Consider the following 19,253-nt stretch of genomic DNA (forward strand, 5'->3'; position numbering starts at 1 on the left):
AGAATTAAGTTTAATAAAACAGGGGTGTTAAATAAAATAGTAATATGTTTGGGTATTATATTAACTAGTTATTAACGATGTTCCAATATATGAACAAATGGTGTTAAAAAGAACATTTACAGGTTAAAAGGTTTTAATTTTATATTAATTATCGATTTGTTATAATAATTTAAATAATTTCAGTACGTAATACATTCAAATCGTTACCAAAATCAGTTTTTGGGTATGTTATCATAAGTTTTTCAATTTTTTCGATTTGTTTTTTAAGAAAACGCTGGTGCTGGTCTGTGGCTGGGTTCAAAGCACGGTGCTTAACTGCCTTTTCTAAATTAAGCATCTCATTTTTATAATGCAAGGTACTTGTGGAAAAAAAAGATATTTCGAACTTTTCCCAAATATATTCCACTGCAGTACTGTTAGGGTGCAACATGTCCCCGGCATAAAACCTGTAATCCCTTAAGTCGTCCATAAGTATTTCGTAAGCAGGGAAATAAGAGCAGCTTTCAAACATCTCGCATAGGTTATTGATCGCTATCATTAAAGTTGATTTGCTAATTTGGTTGCCATGCGCTCCATCTTTCCAATGTCGCACAGGACTCACCGTAAATACAATTTTTAAATCGGGATTAAATACCAGTAATTCTGTCAATAATAATTTGTAAGTGTTTACTATTTCCTCAATGTTAAGCAAATAGCGATTAAAACATCTGGCAGCATACTTATGACAGTTAGATACTATTTGGTTGGTTTCTTTTAACTGATACACCCAAGCCGTGCCAAAGGTGATAAAAATAAACCGACTTCGCTTTAAATATTCGTACGAAATTTGACATTTGTCATTGATTAATCTTAAAGTCTCGTTTTTATCTGGTTTTGAGAAAGAACCATGATGATCAAAACTCAACCATAAATCGTTATGGTATCGCAATTCCGATTCGGTATATGTTTTATTTCTTATTACTGATCTTAAAGTGTTGGCAACACTCAAGGGATTGTATATAACACCAAAAGGATTTGTTAATACAGGCAGTCTATATTCTTTGAATTTATTGCCCATGTTATCAGAAAAGCATGATCCCAGGAACATCACTTGCGAATCGTATTCAATTTTGTGAACAGATTCATCAACTTTTATTTCAGTCCTGAAGTTGTTCATGGGCTACTAAAATTTTATCTATATGTCTTTGTGCTTCAATGTAAACTGTGTTGTTTTCTTCAAACGGAACCGCATGGGTGTAAAAATCCAGGGTAACCAATTTGCACGAAAGGCAATGTTTGCCGCACAATTCCTGACTGGCTGCATAATCGGTAACAGGGTCGTTTTTGCTATGCAGCACTAACGTTGGAAGATAACAATCTGCTTTTTCCAATAATTGATTTCCCAATTTGTGCATCTCCATTAACAATCGGGCTGTTATTTGTTTGTGGATAAGTTCGTCGGATTCTTCTGTCATTTGATGTTCGTTCTCAGTTAAAATTTGCCCCGGTTTAACCTTTGAAGAAAATGTATAAGTGGGGACTATTTTATCGAGGATACCCATGACAGACATTTTGGCCTTGGTGATTGGGCTGGTTAGTCTTATCCATGGTGCGGTTAATATAAGGCCCGAAAACATATTTTTATGTTTAATGCCGTAATGAAGTGCTATGGCTCCGCCCATGCTGTTTCCCATTATTAGTTTAGGTAGCTGATCGGAAAAAAGCCTGGAGCTATAATTCACGCAAGCGTCAATGTCTTCCATGTATTTTTCGAGGCTATCGGTATGGCCTCTTTTCCCTTCCGAACGTCCATTGCCTCTCAAATCAATGCCAATGGAAGCGATATTTTTTTTGGCAAATAAAGATGCAGGTTGAAGAAACCGCCCAGAATGTCCGCCAAGCCCATGGATAAAATAAATAACGGCAACGGCATCTGTGCAAGGCATTAGATAATGTCCGTGCAATTGGGTTCCATCTTTTGAATGCGTTGTGAAGGTTGTGAATGTGTTGTTGTGCATAAAACATCAAAAATCAGGTATTCCAGATACCAAATGTAATATATTCGGTATAAAGGTATTGTCGTTATTTTTGTTTTTTTGACAGGAGAAAATCTATATTTCTCTTTAAACCTGTGTACTTCGCTCTTTTAATCGCTGATTTTCTGAATGTTTCGCTGAATGTGTCAGGGTTTAGTGTTTGCCACTCTTCTTTGGTGAGTTCTAGTATTTTGGTGACAGGTTGCAGGTTTTCGTTCGTGTGCGGACGCGATTTCCATGTCCAGGGACACACTTCCTGGCAGATATCGCAACCGAAAACGCGGTTTTCCATCTTGCCGACAAATTCTTCCGGTATATCTTCCTTGTTTTCAATGGTAAGATAGGATATACATTTACGTGCGTCGAGTGTTTTTGGTGCAATCAACGCCTGGGTGGGGCAGGCATCGATACAACGGGTACATCCACCGCAGGCTTCCTTGATGGGCTCCGATGCCGGAAGCTCGAGATTAATGATGAGCTCCGAAATAAAAACATAACTGCCGATTTTTTTATGGATAAGGTTTGTGTTTTTGCCTATCCAGCCCAATCCGGCCTTCACCCCTAAGCTGCGTTCCAGCACGGGAGCTGAATCCACAAAATAACGCCCTTCAAGTTCAGGGTATATTTCTTCCTGAATATAGGAAAACAGAAGCTTGAGCTTATCTTTAATTACATGATGATAATCTTGCCCGTAGGCATAACGGGCAATAATGGGAGCATCAGGATCGGTTTGTTTTTTTTGCGGGGTATAGTTGGTCAATAGCACAATAACGGACTTTGCGCCTTCAACCAACATTGAGGGATCCACTCTTTTTTCGAAGTGGTTGGCCATATATTGCATATTGCCATGCCTATTATTATCCAACCAACCCCTTAAAATCTCCTTTTCCTCAGTTAACGCTTCTGCCTTGGTAAAACCGCATGCATCAAAGCCCAATGCTTTGGCTTTGTCCTTAATTAATTTGCTATATGCCTCCTTTAATAAGTCCACATTAATATAATATGTGAAATCCGAAACCTCTAAAGAAGTCCAAGTTCCAATAAGGCTTCTTCCGAAAGCATGTCTTTTGTCCAGGGAGGATCAAAGGTCAAATTTACGTCGACATGTGTGATACCGTCCAGGTCGCTGACCTTATCAAATACCTCCTCGGGCATTGATTCTGCAACAGGGCAGTTGGGCGAGGTCAAGGTCATCACAATGTTTGCTTTGCCCTCCTCGTTAACATTTACTTCATAAATAAGCCCCAAGTCATAGATGTTCACCGGAATCTCCGGATCGAATATGGTTTTTAGCGTGTTAACTATCTCTTCTTCTTTTGATAAAAATTCATTGTCCATAGTGTAAAGATTTTTAGATGAAGGATTAGCGATAAACTCGTGTTATATTATCTTGTTGCCTATCATCTGTTTTAATGAATAGATTGGGATATTATAAAAGAACGAATATGGCTCAGATTAATTTTTCTCTTTTTGAAAAATTCAATAATCATGGCAACTTACACGAAATTCCATGCCTGACATAACACGAGTGTTATTTATTTTCCATAAAACGGATTGTTCTATTATCTCTAATCTAATGTCTCTAATCTATAAGAGAACAGTCTTGCAAAATGTTTTGTTTAAGCCTGCTGAGCTTTAAATGCTATGGCAAAGAGGCGCATTTGTTTGATCATAGCCACTAATCCGTTCGATCGGGTTGGAGAAAGGTGTTCTTTTAAACCAATTACATCCACAAACGAAAGGTCGCTATTGATAATGTCCTGAGGGCTTTGACCGGATAACGCTCTTATCATCAAAGCCACAATTCCTTTTACGATGATGGCGTCGCTGTCGCCCATATAATACACCTTACCATCTTCCATCCATGCGTGCAACCAAACCTTGGATTGACATCCTTCCAAAATATTTTGTTCCACCCGGTATTGATCATCATAGGGTTCTAAATCGTTACCCAGCTCAATCAAGTATGCGTATTTGTCCATCCACTCATCAAACGAGCTAAACTCTTCAACTATTTCGTCTTGTATCTCTTTAATTGTCATTTTATATGGTCTCTTATTTATAAACAAAAGAAAGTCTGTGCAAAGATGGGAAAAATAAATTATACCACTTATAATAATTAGTGCATCTAAGAAAACTCTCTATTCTATAAATTCTCCTTAGTGAAACCCTCTGACTCTCCCGAATACGTATTCGGGAGAGTCAGAGGGTTTTGAAAGAGAATTGTTGCCTTTTCTTATAGCCATTAATTAAGTTAGCATATGGATACCGATCGATCAATGATAGCGTTAAAGACGAGATGAATTGAACGCCAATGTCATTAACGGATGGGTGTTATCCGAACATCTTGGCAATTTTTGTGATGCCTTCAACCAAACGGTCTATTTCTTCTTTTGTGTTGTATACGGCAAAGGATGCCCGTAGTGTTCCGGGAATACCAAAAAAATCCATAATGGGTTGCGCGCAATGGTGTCCTGTTCGCACTGCCAAGCCCATTTTGTCGAGCATGGTACCCATATCAAACGGATGTATGTCGTTTACCAGAAACGAGATTACGCTGGCTTTTTTGCTTGCTGTGCCAATAATTCTCATGCCCGGAATTTTGATGAATTGTTCCGTAGCATATCTCAGCAATTCATCCTCGTATTCATAAATGTTTTCGACACCTAACTCCGAAACAAAATCGATTGCCTCTCCCAAGCCGATTGCTCCCGCGATATTAGGTGTACCCGCTTCAAATTTAAACGGTAGCTCATTGTACGTTGTCTCCTCAAACGAAACCGTCTTAATCATTTCACCACCCCCTTGCCAGGGTTCCATCTCGTTCAGTAGTTTTTCCTTTCCGTACAGTACGCCTGTACCTGTTGGGCCGTAGATTTTATGTCCCGAAAAAACCATAAAATCGGTGTCCATGGCCTGCACGTCAACTTTTAAATGCTGCACGGCCTGGGATGCATCCACCATAATTAGTGAATTGTTGGCATGTGTGTTTTTTATAATTTCATCTATTGGGTTAACCGTGCCCAAAGCATTGGAAACGTAGGTTACTGCAACCAATTTGGTTTTGGGAGAAAGCAATTTTTTAAACTCGTCTATAACTAGCTCTCCATTACCATTGATGGGAATTACCTTTAATATGGCTTTTCTGCGCTTGCACATCATTTGCCAGGGAACAATGTTAGAATGGTGTTCCATGTGCGAAATGATGATCTCATCCCCTTCGGATATATAGGATTCCCCAAAAGAATTGGCCAATAAATTAATCGCTCCTGTGGCTCCCGAGGTAAATATTACCTCATGTGAATGCGCCGCATTAATAAATGATTGTACTTTGGTGCGGGCTTCTTCATAGGCCAAAGTGGCCTGATTGCTCAGGTAATGTACTCCTCGGTGAATATTACTATTCAAGGTTTCGTAAACCTCTTTCACCTTGTTTACCACTCTATCTGGCTTGTGCGTAGTAGCGGCATTGTCGAAGTAGGCCAAAGGCTTGCCGTGAATGGTGCTGTTCAAAATCGGAAATTGTGCCCTTACCTTTTTAATATCTATATTGGTCATCAGTTATTAGTCATTTGGAGTGAAACGACATCCCGTGGCTCCAAATTTAATTTGGACGGGAAGTCATCTGTCTTTAGTCATTGGCCAACACTATTGACTAGTGACCATGGAACAGTTACTAACTAGCAGGTTTTACATGCAAGTGTAACCAGGCTCTGCTTCCTGTCCGCATAAAACGCAAGAACTACACTTGTTAAGTTCGCCTCGGAACACATGTTCCACCAGTTCCCTGATTTGTTCCCGGACGGCTTCCACCCTTATTTTTTCAACAGCCTCATATGCAAAGGCGTACATTAATAATATACGTGCTTCGTCTTTGCTAATTCCCCTGGAGCGCAGGTAAAACATGGCTTTTTCGTCCAATTGTCCCACGGTGGCACCATGAGAACATTTCACATCATCTGCGTAGATTTCGAGCATGGGCTTGGTGTTCATTTTGGCTGTTTCGGTAAGCAGCAAGTTGTCGTTGCGTTGAAATGCGTTGGTTTTTTGTGCATCGGGACGTACCATTATTTTTCCGGCAAAAGCAGCCGTGGCCGCATCGTCCAATACTCCTTTAAACAATTCCTCGCTGTAACAGTTTGGCTTGGCATGATCGATGAACGTGAAATTATCGACGTGTTGGTTTTTATCCGAAATAAACAAACCGTACACGTGCGACTCGCAATGCTCATCATCCATATGGATGTAAATGTTGTTCCTGGTAACGCCAGTATGCAAGGTCAGGTTGTGCGTCAGTACACTGGAATGTTTTTTTTGCTTTACGAAAACCGACGAAATGTTGGTGGTCAGGTTATGCTGGTTTTGGATGTTGTATATATCGAACACGGCATTTTCGCCCACCCAGGCCTCGGTTACTCCTGAAATCAGGTATTTTTTGTCGGAAATAGTATGTTCGCAAAGCAGGATTTTAGCCTGGGCATTTTCTTCAACAATTACCAGGTTTCGCGGGAAGGCCATTAAATCTTCCCTGGCATCCATGATGTTTACAATCTGAATGGGTTTATCAATAACGGTACCCTTGGGAATGTAAATGAAAAATCCGTCTTGGGCAAAAGCCGTATTTAAAGCAACCATACTATCTTCTTCGTTTTTGGCATATTGGTTATAATGCGCTTCGAAAAGTTCGGGATGCGACTTGGAACATTCGGCCAGACTCCCAATGATAACCCCTTCGGGTAAATTGGCGGGCAGCTGATTTTTACGATAATACCATCCGTTGATAAGGTAAACGGTGGTCGCCTCCAAATCGTGCACGTTGCAGTTAAACACATCGGAAAGATCTTGTTTAAATATTTCGTGCTCGAAATCGTACCCATAATCTTCCTCGAAAAGAGGTACCATGTTGGTGTACTTGTAGTTTTCAACCCGTTTGGTAGGAATGCCTTTTTCCTCAAACAGTTGAATGGCATTTTCTCGTTGCGACGAAATGACATCGGAAACCAATAGGTTGAGTTTGCCCTTTTCTTCTGCAAAAAGAGAAGTATATTTTAGTTCTGTTTTTAAATCTGTGCTCACAATGCTCATTGTCAAACCTTTTTGTGATGTTCAAGAAATTTTGAGCTTAAATTGTCAAGTATTAGCTCCTGCGCTTACTAGCTTTAATCTTCGAATTGTTTTTTAATCCAGTCGTACCCTTTTTCTTCCAATTCGTGCGCCAGTTCCTTACCTGCCGACATTACTATTCGACCTTTATATAATACGTGCACGTAATCCGGTACAATGTGATCTAAAAGTCGTTGATAGTGGGTAATCACTATCGTAGCATTATCCTTCGACTTTAACTTGTTAACTCCATTGGCCACAATGCGTAAGGCGTCAATATCCAATCCGGAATCTGTTTCGTCCAAGATAGCCACTTTGGGTGAAAGCATGGCCATCTGAAAAATCTCGTTTTTCTTTTTTTCGCCACCGGAAAAGCCTTCGTTAACTGAGCGGTTGGTCAGGTTGGAGTCGATCTCCACCAATTTCTTTTTTTCGCGCATCAGTTTTAAAAACTCGCTGGCGGTATATGGTTTCTGTTTGTTGTACTTACGGTGTTCATTTACTGCGGTACGCATAAAGTTAACCATACTAACTCCGGGTATCTCTACCGGATACTGGAAGCTGTAAAATAACCCTTCCCGAGCTCTGTCTTCGGCCGGCATGTCCAACAAATTTTTACCATAGAAACTTGCTGACCCTTCCGATACTTCAAAAACCTCGCTACCTGCGAGAACCGACGACAATGTACTTTTCCCGGATCCATTGGGACCCATGATAGCGTGAACTTCCCCTGGTTTAACGGTTAGGTTGATTCCTCTCAATATTTCCTTGTCTTCTATTTTAGCGTGTAAGTCTTTTATTTCTAGCATTCTTTTTCCAGTTAAAAGTTTTTAAAGTTGAAGGTATGTGAAGTTTTATCGTTGAGTCTCCTGTCTCAAAAACGAATAATTACCCTACACTACCTTCTAAACTTATTTGTAATAATTTTTGAGCCTCTACGGCAAATTCCATCGGCAATTGATTGATGACTTCTTTAACATATCCGTTTACAATTAAGCCAACCGCATCTTCAGTTGAGAGTCCGCGGGTGTTGCAATAGAAGATCTGATCCTCACCAATTTTTGAAGTGGTAGCTTCGTGCTCCACCACCGCCGAGCTATTATTTATTTCGAGATAAGGGAAGGTGTGTGCCCCGCATTTATCTCCCATTAACAAAGAATCACATTGCGAGAAGTTACGTGCATTCTCAGCTTTCTTATTGACCCTCACCAACCCGCGGTAACTGTTTTGGCTTTTACCGGCAGAAACACCTTTTGAAACGATAAGGCTTCGGGTGTTTTTACCAATATGAATCATCTTGGTGCCCGTATCGGCCTGCTGATAATTATTGGTAACTGCAACGGAGTAAAACTCTCCAACGGAATGGTCGCCCATAAGCACGCAGCTGGGATATTTCCATGTGATGGCCGAACCTGTCTCAACTTGTGTCCACATAACTTTTGAATAGTCACCTTTGCATAAAGCCCTTTTGGTAACAAAGTTATAAATACCGCCCTTTCCGTTTTTGTCGCCAGGGTACCAGTTTTGAACAGTGGAATATTTTACCTCCGCTCTTTCCATAGCAACAATCTCAACAATGGCTGCATGAAGTTGATTCTCGTCGCGCTGAGGTGCGGTGCAGCCTTCCAGATAGCTTACGTAGCTGTCTTCTTCGGCCACAATCAAGGTTCTTTCAAATTGACCAGTGTTGATCGCGTTGATCCTGAAATAAGTAGATAATTCAATAGGGCATTTAACACCTTTGGGGATGTAAACAAATGACCCGTCGCTAAATACGGCGTTGTTGAGTGCGCCGAAAAAGTTGTCGGTGTAAGGGACAACTGAGCCCATATACTTTTTGACCAGGTCGGGATACTCCTGCACTGCCTCACTGAAGCTGCAGAAAATTATACCTTTTTCGGCCAGGGTTTCTTTAAACGTGGTTTTTACCGAAACGCTATCCATTACCGCATCCACGGCTACTCCCGAAAGGATCTTCTGTTCGTCCAAAGGAATTCCCAGCTTGTCGAATGTTGCCTTTAATTCCGGGTCAACATCGTCCAAGCTATCCAGCTGCGGTTTTTGTTTTGGTGCAGCATAATAGATGATGTCCTGGAAATCTATTTCTGGAATTTTGAGCTTCGCCCATTCCGGTTTTTTCATCATTTTCCAATACTCGAAAGCTTTTAACCTATTCTCGAGCATCCATTCGGGTTCGTTTTTTTTTGCCGATATAAGGCGAACGACATCCTCGTTCAGCCCTTTGGGAATCGTTTCCGTTTCGATATCGGTAGTGAACCCGTATTTATATTCATTACCGGTTACTTCCTCTAATATTCTATCTTGATCTTCTGCCATAATCTCTCCTTTACTTGTACCCCCATAACAACTTGTAATCGTTAAGGTTCATTACCAATTAACAAGGCCAAATTAATTAAATAATAATTTTAAGAATGCGCAAAATTAACAAACTATTTAGATTAAATAAAATTAAGCTGTTCTAAATTACGGCTCTATTAATTTGCTTCATTATCAACACGATAAATTAAGTACTCTAAATGCTTAATAAATAAGGATGCCAAAAATGATGAATGATGTTCTCAAATGGCAATTGTTCGAAAAGTCACACTAAATCCATAGCACATCGTTACAGATGTTAAAGTAAAAGAAGGGAGAGCATGACATTTGGAACCTTATTCGTTTAATAAGTGGTATATGGATTGTAAAAATAGAAAATTGTACAGAAATACATGAAAGTTAAGCGGTGTGCACTTGAATATTTATATTTTTTTAAGATAGGATATTGTTTTTTTTCCTTTTGTCAATTAAAATGTGAAGATCTGCAACGGCGTTGGACAAACAATACATGTATAATAGAATATTTGTAAATCGTATTCCATAAAATGGATGAATTAATCAGATTGGGAGAACAATTTTCAGCGATGTTTTATACATTTATCCACAATTCTAAAATACAATGCGATCCATTTTTAGTAAAAATATAAAAACCTCCGATGAGGCGATCATTAAAAAGTATAAGGACACAAACGACCTGGATATTTTGGGGGAATTGTATGGTCGCTATATGGATCTGATTTATGGTGTGTGCCTAAAGTATCTGAAAAACAAGGATGATGCACAGGATGCAGTCATACAACTTTTTGAAAAGATATCCGTTTCCTTGAAAAATGGGGAAGTAGATAGTTTTAAACCTTGGTTATATGTGGTGACAAAAAATTATTGCCTGATGCAATTGCGCAAAACCAAACATAAAGCGCTTTCGATAGATGAGAGCAATTTTTGGGCGGGTAAAATTATGGAATCGGAGTTTATGGTGCATCCTATTGATAAGGAAGAGGAAGAAAGAAATGAGGAAGCGCTAAGAGCGTGCATCGAAAAATTAAAAGAAGCACAAAAACAAAGCATCGAACTTTTTTATTTTCAACAGTTGACCTATCAGCAAATTTCCGATAAAATGCAGATAGAAGTAAAAAAGGTGAAGAGTTATATTCAAAACGCAAAGAGGAATTTAAAACTGTGCCTGGAAAATAATGGAAAATAACGATCGTCATATCGAAGAGATATTAAAATATCTTGGTCGTAAAATGACTGAGGAGGATCGTTATGCTTTTGAGCGCAGGATGGAGGCTGACCCGTTTTTGATGGATGCTGTTGAAGGTTATCAGGGTAAGAGCATGGAGGAAGTGGAAACGGAGTTGAAGGTGTTGCATGCTAGTTTGAGAAACAGTAAAAAAGCAAGACTTGTTCCGGTGTGGATGAGGGTTGCCGCCGGTCTTTTGCTTCTGGTTGGGGCCACAACGTTGTACATGATTCATAGGGAAGCGCAAAAGACTCATTTGGTGAGTGATAACATAGAGCTTCAGGAGGAGGTTAAAACGGAAGATTCCATGCTGTTGAAACCAGCCTCCGCACCCACGCAAACAAAGTTAGCCAGGAACGAAGAAGAACTGCAGACAAAACCAGTAGGTGAATTAAAGGAGGCATCTTTTTCGCATAAGAAAACTGAAGGGCCAGAGCAAGAAATACCAATATCGACCAAGGCATTGGCAAAGCTTGATGTGGTGGACACCGGATTGCAACCGGAAGTAAATATGGCATTACGTTATGAAGATTCGACCGTGAAGGCTGAACGCGCGTTGGTAGGCAGATTAGCTGGTGTGGATGTAAGTGCGGTTGAAGGCGAAGGGGACCGTGAATTTCGTGATATTAGAATTAGAGGAATAGCAAGTACCTATCCAGATACTGTTTTGGCTTCTTTCAGGGGCAGGGTAGTGGATGAGCAAGGAATGCCGTTGCCCGGGGTTACGGTAATGTATTCAAAGGTTGGAGATGCAGTCTCGGAGTCGCTACGAAACGAAGGTGTAGTTACCGATTTGGAGGGGAACTTTGAAATTTCGGCACCTAAAAGCGGAGCTGTGTTAGAACTTAAATACATAGGCTTCAAGGATAAGTTGGCCGTTGTCAAAGATGATAGTGTCGGCGAGCTGGTGATGCAATCCCAGAACCTGGCCATGGACGAAGTTGTTGTGACTGGTTACGGGAGCCAGAAGAAAAAGGAAGTTTCGGGAGCAGCCGGGCGTGCTAAAGCCAGGTTAGGTTCAGATAGTGCTGTAAAGGATAATATGCTACTGCCGGAGCCGGAAGGTGGGATGAAAAAACTCGTTAAAAAAATGGAACGCAGTTTAACTTATCCAACCATAGAAAAGAAAATGGCAGTTCAGGTTAAAGTTTTTGTGTCATCTGAAGGTGAGGTGGTTAAGGTGGATGTTGACCTATCGATAGATGCCGATTTTGCTTTAAAGCTCAAAGAAAAATTAAAAGCCACTAAATGGATTGCTCCCAAGATAAACGGGATGCCAATTGAGAGTTCCAGAGAAGTTAGCTTTGAGTTTTCGGGAAGTAAATAAACTGGGGAAGTGAACGCAGACGCATTTTTCCCCAATATGGTTACCTCTTTAAAATTTCAACAACCTCTTTAACGCTCATTCTTTTTTTGTAGTCCTCATCGAAGAAAGAGCCTTTGATAATACCGTTTTTATCAATGATGTACGTGGCTGGAACGGGTAAGGCATAATCGCTATTGCCGCTGGCCTTATTGATGTCTATACCCCAGGCTTTATACTTGGCGTGCTTGGTTTTTGGAAGCTTAAAGGTCACCTTGTATTTATCCATGATTTTATGGTTCTCATCGTAAATAATATCAAATGATGCACCTGTTTTTTCAATGGTTTTTTCGACTTCTTCCGGTTTTTCGGGCGTGATGGCAATGACCCTAGCGCCTAAGTTGGTAATAAAATCCAAAGAATCCTGTAGTTCGCTCATTTGTTTGTTGCAATACGGGCACCATTGGCCGCGGTAGAAAAAGAGAACGATTTGTTGCTGCCTGGTGATTTCCGATAAATCAATAACATCTCCTTTTGTTGTTACGGCTCGAAAATTTGGTGCTTTGTCTTCAAGAGTTAACGCTTCCTGTGCATTTGTTAATATAAGTGAAACAAATAAGAGTGCGATCATTAAAGTGTTCTTCATGTCAGTTTTTTTATGATTATAGCAGTATAGACGTTATGCAATCAAATCCTGACAAGAAAGTTTTTTGGAGTAAAATATATTTACTGATGAATGATAAGAACTCATCCGACAATCACGAGTCATCGGATGAGTGGTATATAGTATTCATAAAAACGACCATATTTTGTAGCGCGGAAAAAAGAATGCTAATGTCGTTGGATTAATATTTCCTGCCAGGACGATCTTTAATAAACTCCCAGATTATAGGATTAATGTCTTCATAGAACTTCCAATCAATAACATGCCCTTTGCCAAGGAATCCGTAAACGATATTGTTAGGGTAAATTAAGTTGACTATGTCTATGTTTATCTCATCTAGAGCTTTGGAATAGAACTAAAGTTTTGGTTAAGTCGAGCCCGATGAAGTGTTGGTATTTTCTGCATCATGGTAATCGTAAAGGTTGGCTAAAATAACGGAGGGGAACTTTGGGAAATAAGTTCCAAACTCTTACCATTCTTCTGCATCAGGTCCAACAAGGTCAGGAGGAATTAAGGAGTCCCCAACTATTGTTTTAAATACATAAAGGCAAACTCCTGATATCCTTTCAGTTTTTTTATTTCAGCAAAATATTCTGGTTCAATATCATAACCACCCAATTCTTTAAGGCGAACCCAGTCCTGTCGAGCTCCATCAGCATCTCCGAGTTCATATCGGCAAAGTCCTCTCATTAATAAATTAGTTTTCTCATAAGGTCTATATCGCATCGCATTATTAAAATGTGTTAATGCTTTTTTGGCATTTCCTTTAATTATTAAGGCTTTGCTTCCTTTTTTATAGCTATGCAAAGTTTTACTTGTAAAATCCAGATAAAGAGCAAGATTCTTTGTTTGTCCGACTTTGATTTCCATGGCGACTTCTTTCTCCATTTCAACTGCCTCTCCGTTGTTGAGACCAGGTTTCCACATTCCGTTGGTTGTTTTCAACAAACGGATAATTTCGTCGTCAATGGGGAATCCAATACTGTTGATAATATGGTAGTTAATTAATTCGCCGTTTGGGTTAACTGTAAATTTAACGACTTCTGTTCCGAAGAAAATGAAACCCATATCTTCAGGGTACTGAAAATGCTCGCCTAAATATTGAGTTATAGAATGTGTTTCTTCCGCTTCTATTGTTTTTACAAAATTTTCCATTCCCATAAATATAGGCGGGGTCACTTTGATCTCGGGTAGCAATGTCCCTTTTATATCTTGTCCCAATGCTGCGATTGAGAACGTGATACATAATAAAAAAACGATTGTATTTTTCATGGGTCTGAGTATTAAATTTGACATCGAACTTTACGAGTACTAAGGTACGATGACAGGCATGGTCTGCGTAGAGATTATAGCCCAAGTGATTGAGCATAACCATCATTTTCTTAAAAATATAATTACATGTTGAATTTATAATGTAATTAGGGTTTACTGAATGGAGTAAGCATATCAATATCCTTCCAAGTTCATTTTTACTAGCAAAGCGATAAACTCAGGTTCTGAACGGAGATGAATAAAGTCCTGCTCATATTTTATGTGGACATCAAAAGCTTTTTCGATAAAATGTAAAGCCTGTTTGTTATCACCAATAAATGCATATAATCTCGCAGATTTATAATTCTTCCTACCTCTATCATTGGTTACTAAATCATTTTCAATAATAAAACGAATAATGCTTTTTATTCCTTTCTCCTTATATAAATCATCTATTACCTTTGGTTCTATTTTGGCAGAGTCAGCGATTAAAAATCGTTTTAAATTTTTTATACTTTCTTCATCCATTCCTTTTCTTAAATTAATTTCAAAATTTCTCCAGAAATGCATTTTTTCTCTTTTATCTAATCTAACCAGTTTGTTTGACACTATATGTGCTTTATCGTAATTACCATTGCGGAAATAGTATCTATAGCTAAGGAATATTAAGTTGTGGTAGGAAGGGTCGTACTCAAGGGCAATATTAATATATCTACGTGCTTCAATACTATCTCCAATCACATCCAGATACTCTGAATAAACTTTGTTTGCTCTAACATAAGCCGGATTAATTTCAAGGGCAAGTTTAAGTTCTTTCTCTGCTGTTTTATAATCATAGGTAAAATATGTAGCTATTCCACCTAATGTAGTATGAGCTTGTGCCAGATTACTGTCAAAACTTAAGGCTTTTAATGCAAAAGCCCTGCTTTTAATTATACCTTCTTTGGGTGGTATGAAACGATACCATGTGCTGGTAAGATAAGAATCGGCCAAGCCTGCATAAGCTAAAGAATAATTCGAATCTATTGCAAGAGCTTGGTTATAAAGCTCTATGCTTTGTTTGAAGCTCTGCTCTGTTCTTAATCGATAATGAAAACGTCCTTCCAAATACAAATTGTAAGCTTCTTCACTCTCGGTATATCTCTTGTCAAGTTTTTCTATTTCCTCATCAGACAATACTGTTTTTAACGCATCTGCCACTTGTTTGGAAACATTAGAAACAAATTCAAATATATCAGACAAGTCATGGTCGTATTGATCGGACCAAACATGATTATCGCTTTTAGCTTCAATAAGTCTAACATATATCTTTACTCTGTCACTGTTTTTCAACAAACTTCCCTCAAGGATATACGAAACGCCTAGCTCTTTGGCAATTTCAGGTAACGAGATATTGGTGTCGCTGTATTTATCAGCTGAAATTCTTGATTTCACTTGAAGATCTCTGATTTGAGAAAGTCGGTTTAATATATCCTCCATAATGCCATCTGCCAGATATAGATTTTTCTCTTCGTTAATTAGAATTTTCAAAGGAAGCACAGCGATGGATTTATCAGCAATAGTATGATTCACAACTAAAGCTTCTTCTTCAAAATATTTATAAGTAAAAAACGAAAGTGCAAGAATCAACAATATTCCCAGAGCAAATGCAATGTGTTTTTTATAAGATGTTCTTTTCTTTTTTGTATGAACTGTAGAAAGAGGTTCATTGTGTGAAATAGTTTCTGTTGTATCTTCTTCAATGTTCTTTACGTCTTCGTTATTTTCATGTATATGTTTCTTGAACTTCCCTGGCGGAAAGCCAAAATAATCGTGGTAGCATTTACTGAAATATGACGGACTACCAAAACCAACTTTATAAGCTATTTCGGCAGCGGTGTATAACTCTTGTTCTAGTATTTTTTTAGCGCTAACCAATCGTAGTCCACGGATAAATTGACTTGCCGACTGGTTGGTGATTGCTTTTAGTTTACGATGAAGCTGAGAGTGGCTAAAACCAGCTTTTTCGGCCAATTCATTTACCCCAAAATGCTCATCAGAGAGGTTTTCTTTAACTATTTCAGTAAGCTTGTCGATAAAGATTTTATCTGTATTGTGCTCCTCTGTCATGATTGATTAAGTAAAAGAAAAGATATATGGGATTTTTAGATTTAAAAAGTTACGAAAATATATTACATATGGCAATATTTTAATTATCCTGTTAGTACTGCATAGAATTCTATTATAGCATCGTTCTCTATGAAGAAAAACATAAAAAAGGTTCAGCGACTTGCTGAACCCAGTAAAGTTATTTTATTAGATGGTTGTTGTAGTTATTTTCTTTTGCCTTTCACCATTGTAATGGTTCCTGTCCAGTGATGATGTGAATAGGAATCCAACGAACTGTTGTAATCGTCAGATGTTCCGCATCCGGTAGCACCTTCAAAGCGTCCGGTGCCGCCTGTGATTTCCCAATTATCCCTCCACCATGACTTTACGTATTCAGGGTGTTCGGGTAACATTTGATACGCAACACTGCTTCCTTCGCTACGTAGAAATAATTTGTCACCGTTTGCGGCATGAAAGCAAGTTTCACCTCCAGTATATTTTCCGTCGGGACCTTCAATATTAGGGTCGTCGGGACCACAGGCACAGAATTCAAAACTTCCATACATTTTTCCAAGATGAGTAGCCGTCCCGGTATAATCAACAAAAACACGACAGTTATAAGATTCATCACATGTTGAATCGGGATAAATAACATTAGTGTATTCACCCAAGAAGTTGGCTTCAAACGGAAGAGTTACGGTATGTGTTCTACCGCTTTTTAAACTAGTATCCGACATTTCATCCACTACATCATCGGATTGAGCACAAGCAAGCACAAGACCTAAATAGGTCATAAAATACATAAGTTTTACAAGTGTTTTCATCATAATTATTTTAAAGGTTTGAAATATAATTTTGAATTGGTATAATCCACTGATGCAATGTAGTGTGAAACAGGAGGGGGGACATAGCAATTATATGGCAAATGATGGTAACAAGAGTTGTACATATATTGCATCGTTATAATTGGCTTGCATTTATTTGTACCAATTAAGTTAAGGTGCCATTCGCCATAATCCTTAATCTTTTTTTTAATAAAAAGTTTTTCGTCTTTTTTGCATTAAAAATCCAATATTGTAGAGTGATGGTGGAGAATTATCTCTCTACGGGGAGTTCTGGTTCTCCCTTTAGAGCCTGTCCCGAACTCGTATTCGGGAGAGTTACCTGTCTGCCACGGGCAGAGAGGTTTTTAAAAGAGAATTGTTGCCTTTTCTTATAGCCACTATATAATGAAAGGTAATTTCCGAAAGAGTTTAAAATGGATATCACCGTATCAGAGGAAATATAATAATTTAAGGTTAGCAAATTTAAAGGGTTAAAGTTATCAGCAAAGCGAATTTTAACCCTTTAGAGTTACTGTATGAGAAAAAATATAAATTAATGCTCGAGCAACCACTGATAAAGTGGTTCCCAAACCAGTTTGTGAGCATCATAACCCAACCAAAGGTCTGCATGACCATAGTCAGTGGCTGGTTCCGCGCCTGGGATTGTTACAATAAGGTTGCTAATGTCAGAACTGGATGTAAGTGTGGGTGTATATTCGCCCAATGTTCCTGCGCTTCCGGCTCCAATATATAATATGGGCACCTTAATTTCAGATAGATGATCATCAAAACTAACATCGTAATAGTCGCATTTTACGGAAGACATTTCATAAGTCATTAATAATGGCATATAAGGCGATAGGTTGACGCCCAATCTAAAACTGCGGATTGGATCAGTATATAAAAAACTATCTTTGTCACCGGCATAGAAATGCCAGTAATCTGGTTCTGAAGCCATAGAGAATATAAATTTTGCGGCTTGACTATTGGTAAAACCAAAAGCTGAGAATATCGCTGAGGGTTCGTCAGGTTCGTAATAGGCAAGACTTGATACATTGATGATGAATGGACCATAATCATCACCGCGACTGTAAATCCCTGAGTTTAGCTTTGCTATGTTTTTTTCAGCATTTGAGTATGCTATTTCATGTATTGCCATTGCAATAGGATCTGCAGGGTTGAGTTTAAATGGGCTGTCTACCGGAATAATACCTTTTATATTGCGACAAATTCTATGTGTCTGAGTTTCGCGGTTTGCGCCACCATAAGCCACCATAACACCATAACTAAATCCAAGTAAATTCATTTTGCAAAAGCTTTGCCCTGTAAATCCACGGATCAGTCTGGCAATAGTCATTGCTTTTAGGGTGTGGTCTACATCTTTTTCTACACCCCAAACTTCCATAAATGAGAAATCTGTAGTTTCTATGGGAACTTCTGTCCATCCTAAATCAATACCCCATACATCTATTTTGTTTGTTGCCAGGTAAATTGGAGCGGAGGTCGTTGCATCTGGATTTTCAGCTCCTGCAGTTAAAAAGATATCATCGAAGTTCTGAATGGCTCCATGAACCATAAAAATATTACCTTTTGTTTTAATAGGTCGATAAGGTCTATGTTCTTTTACAACCCGATGAATGCGTACCATGTCATATTCTCCATTACCAATATTAACCTCGAATTTGTAGTGAGCAATTCCACCACCCAGATTCTCCCTGGTCATCTTTATACGGTTTTTCCTCCCTCTTTTTAATTGGTCGCCGGATAGAGATTGTATTTCGGTTTGTTCGGGATTGTTGAATGCGACCTGGTCGGCATTGTTGCTTAATGCAATCATTTGAACCGTCTTGCCCTTGGTGTCCAAGGTTTCGGAATATGTGCCGGGTTCAACAAAGATTGTGCCTTCAGCGATGATGGCATCGTGTGCTTCCTGTATTGAGCCATCATTTGGTACGATAACCATATCCTTTAGTGGGTCGATTTGTGCCAGTAAATCATCAAGGCTCGCAGTTTCTTCTTCTTGGATGTCAAGGATCGGATCATCTACGGCAGGGTCGTTACAGTTTGTGGCTATAAAGGCTATGAGTATAAATATTGCCATAACACGCCAATAACATTGACTTTCTTTTAGTGATTTCATAGGATTTAATTTTAGATTAAATGTTACATGGATAATGGATGTAATTTAGTGTGAAACAGGAGGGGGGACATAGCAATTATATTGCAAATGATGGTAATAAGAGTTGTACATATATTGCATCGGTGTAATTGGCTTGCATTTATTTGTACCATTTAGGATAAAGTGCCATTCGCCATAATCCTTAATCTTTTTTTTAATAAGTTTTTCGTCCTTTGTAATTGAAGGCCAATATTGTAGAGTGATGGTGGAGAATTAATCCCTAAAGACTCTATCGTAGATACAGTA

The 19,253-nt window shown here is 38.9% G+C and carries 16 protein-coding genes; 2 read left to right on the forward strand and 14 right to left on the reverse strand.

All coding sequences use genetic code 11. The features are described from left to right. Positions 1–169: 169 nt before the first annotated feature. From ACT29I_RS15435 to sufB, 9 genes are all read right to left on the reverse strand, one after another. On the reverse strand, positions 170–1,156 hold the full coding sequence (locus ACT29I_RS15435) for a GSCFA domain-containing protein (protein ID WP_430933813.1): 987 nt from the start codon (positions 1,154–1,156) through the stop codon (positions 170–172). Continuing rightward, positions 1,137–1,997, reverse strand: coding sequence for an alpha/beta fold hydrolase (locus ACT29I_RS15440; RefSeq protein ID WP_430933814.1), 861 nt, complete (start codon positions 1,995–1,997; stop codon positions 1,137–1,139). Before ACT29I_RS15440 ends, ACT29I_RS15435 begins: the two co-directional genes overlap by 20 nt. A gap of 64 nt (positions 1,998–2,061) precedes the next feature. Then, positions 2,062–3,006 (reverse strand): tRNA epoxyqueuosine(34) reductase QueG, encoded by a 945-nt coding sequence (gene queG, locus ACT29I_RS15445; protein WP_444793888.1) that lies wholly within the window; start codon positions 3,004–3,006, stop codon positions 2,062–2,064. Between the two features lie 29 nt (positions 3,007–3,035). After that, positions 3,036–3,353, reverse strand: a complete 318-nt coding sequence (locus ACT29I_RS15450) for an iron-sulfur cluster assembly protein (protein ID WP_430933816.1) — start codon at positions 3,351–3,353, stop codon at positions 3,036–3,038. 281 nt (positions 3,354–3,634) lie between these two features. Continuing rightward, on the reverse strand, positions 3,635–4,057 hold the full coding sequence (locus ACT29I_RS15455) for a SufE family protein (protein WP_430933817.1): 423 nt from the start codon (positions 4,055–4,057) through the stop codon (positions 3,635–3,637). Between the two features lie 292 nt (positions 4,058–4,349). Continuing rightward, on the reverse strand, positions 4,350–5,573 hold the full coding sequence (locus ACT29I_RS15460) for an aminotransferase class V-fold PLP-dependent enzyme (protein WP_444793889.1): 1,224 nt from the start codon (positions 5,571–5,573) through the stop codon (positions 4,350–4,352). 132 nt (positions 5,574–5,705) lie between these two features. Continuing rightward, positions 5,706–7,100: a Fe-S cluster assembly protein SufD gene (gene sufD / locus ACT29I_RS15465; RefSeq protein ID WP_430933819.1), complete on the reverse strand. Its 1,395-nt coding sequence runs from the start codon at positions 7,098–7,100 to the stop codon at positions 5,706–5,708. A 74-nt stretch (positions 7,101–7,174) separates the two neighbouring features. Continuing rightward, a complete protein-coding gene (gene sufC / locus ACT29I_RS15470) occupies positions 7,175–7,927 on the reverse strand; it encodes a Fe-S cluster assembly ATPase SufC (RefSeq protein WP_430933820.1) in 753 nt (250 codons plus the stop codon). A gap of 79 nt (positions 7,928–8,006) precedes the next feature. Continuing rightward, complete coding sequence (gene sufB / locus ACT29I_RS15475; protein WP_430933821.1) at positions 8,007–9,455, reverse strand: Fe-S cluster assembly protein SufB; 1,449 nt, start codon at positions 9,453–9,455, stop codon at positions 8,007–8,009. Positions 9,456–10,074: 619 nt separating this feature from the next. Between sufB and ACT29I_RS15480 the strand changes: the two genes are divergently transcribed. Next, the gene (locus tag ACT29I_RS15480; RefSeq protein ID WP_430933822.1) at positions 10,075–10,659 is read left to right on the forward strand and encodes an RNA polymerase sigma factor; all 585 of its coding nucleotides are present in this window, start codon (positions 10,075–10,077) and stop codon (positions 10,657–10,659) included. Beyond that, the gene (locus tag ACT29I_RS15485; RefSeq protein WP_444793890.1) at positions 10,649–12,025 is read left to right on the forward strand and encodes a carboxypeptidase-like regulatory domain-containing protein; all 1,377 of its coding nucleotides are present in this window, start codon (positions 10,649–10,651) and stop codon (positions 12,023–12,025) included. The genes ACT29I_RS15480 and ACT29I_RS15485 overlap by 11 nt, the downstream gene beginning before the upstream one ends. A 40-nt stretch (positions 12,026–12,065) precedes the next feature. Here ACT29I_RS15485 and ACT29I_RS15490 read toward each other — a convergent pair whose 3' ends face one another. The 5 genes from ACT29I_RS15490 to ACT29I_RS15510 all read right to left on the reverse strand — a co-directional run bounded on the left by ACT29I_RS15490 (position 12,066) and on the right by ACT29I_RS15510 (position 18,968). Beyond that, positions 12,066–12,647, reverse strand: coding sequence for a peroxiredoxin-like family protein (locus tag ACT29I_RS15490; RefSeq protein ID WP_444793891.1), 582 nt, complete (start codon positions 12,645–12,647; stop codon positions 12,066–12,068). A gap of 543 nt (positions 12,648–13,190) precedes the next feature. Next, positions 13,191–13,937: an energy transducer TonB gene (locus ACT29I_RS15495; RefSeq protein WP_444793892.1), complete on the reverse strand. Its 747-nt coding sequence runs from the start codon at positions 13,935–13,937 to the stop codon at positions 13,191–13,193. A gap of 174 nt (positions 13,938–14,111) precedes the next feature. Further along, a complete protein-coding gene (locus tag ACT29I_RS15500) occupies positions 14,112–16,025 on the reverse strand; it encodes a helix-turn-helix domain-containing protein (RefSeq protein ID WP_444793893.1) in 1,914 nt (637 codons plus the stop codon). A 203-nt stretch (positions 16,026–16,228) separates the two neighbouring features. Continuing rightward, a complete protein-coding gene (locus ACT29I_RS15505) occupies positions 16,229–16,831 on the reverse strand; it encodes a hypothetical protein (RefSeq protein ID WP_444793894.1) in 603 nt (200 codons plus the stop codon). 550 nt (positions 16,832–17,381) lie between these two features. Then, positions 17,382–18,968: a hypothetical protein gene (locus ACT29I_RS15510; RefSeq protein ID WP_444793895.1), complete on the reverse strand. Its 1,587-nt coding sequence runs from the start codon at positions 18,966–18,968 to the stop codon at positions 17,382–17,384. Positions 18,969–19,253 lie beyond the last annotated feature (285 nt).

The sequence above is a fragment of the Saccharicrinis sp. GN24d3 genome (assembly GCF_052400645.1).
Lineage (GTDB): Bacteria > Bacteroidota > Bacteroidia > Bacteroidales > Marinilabiliaceae > Saccharicrinis.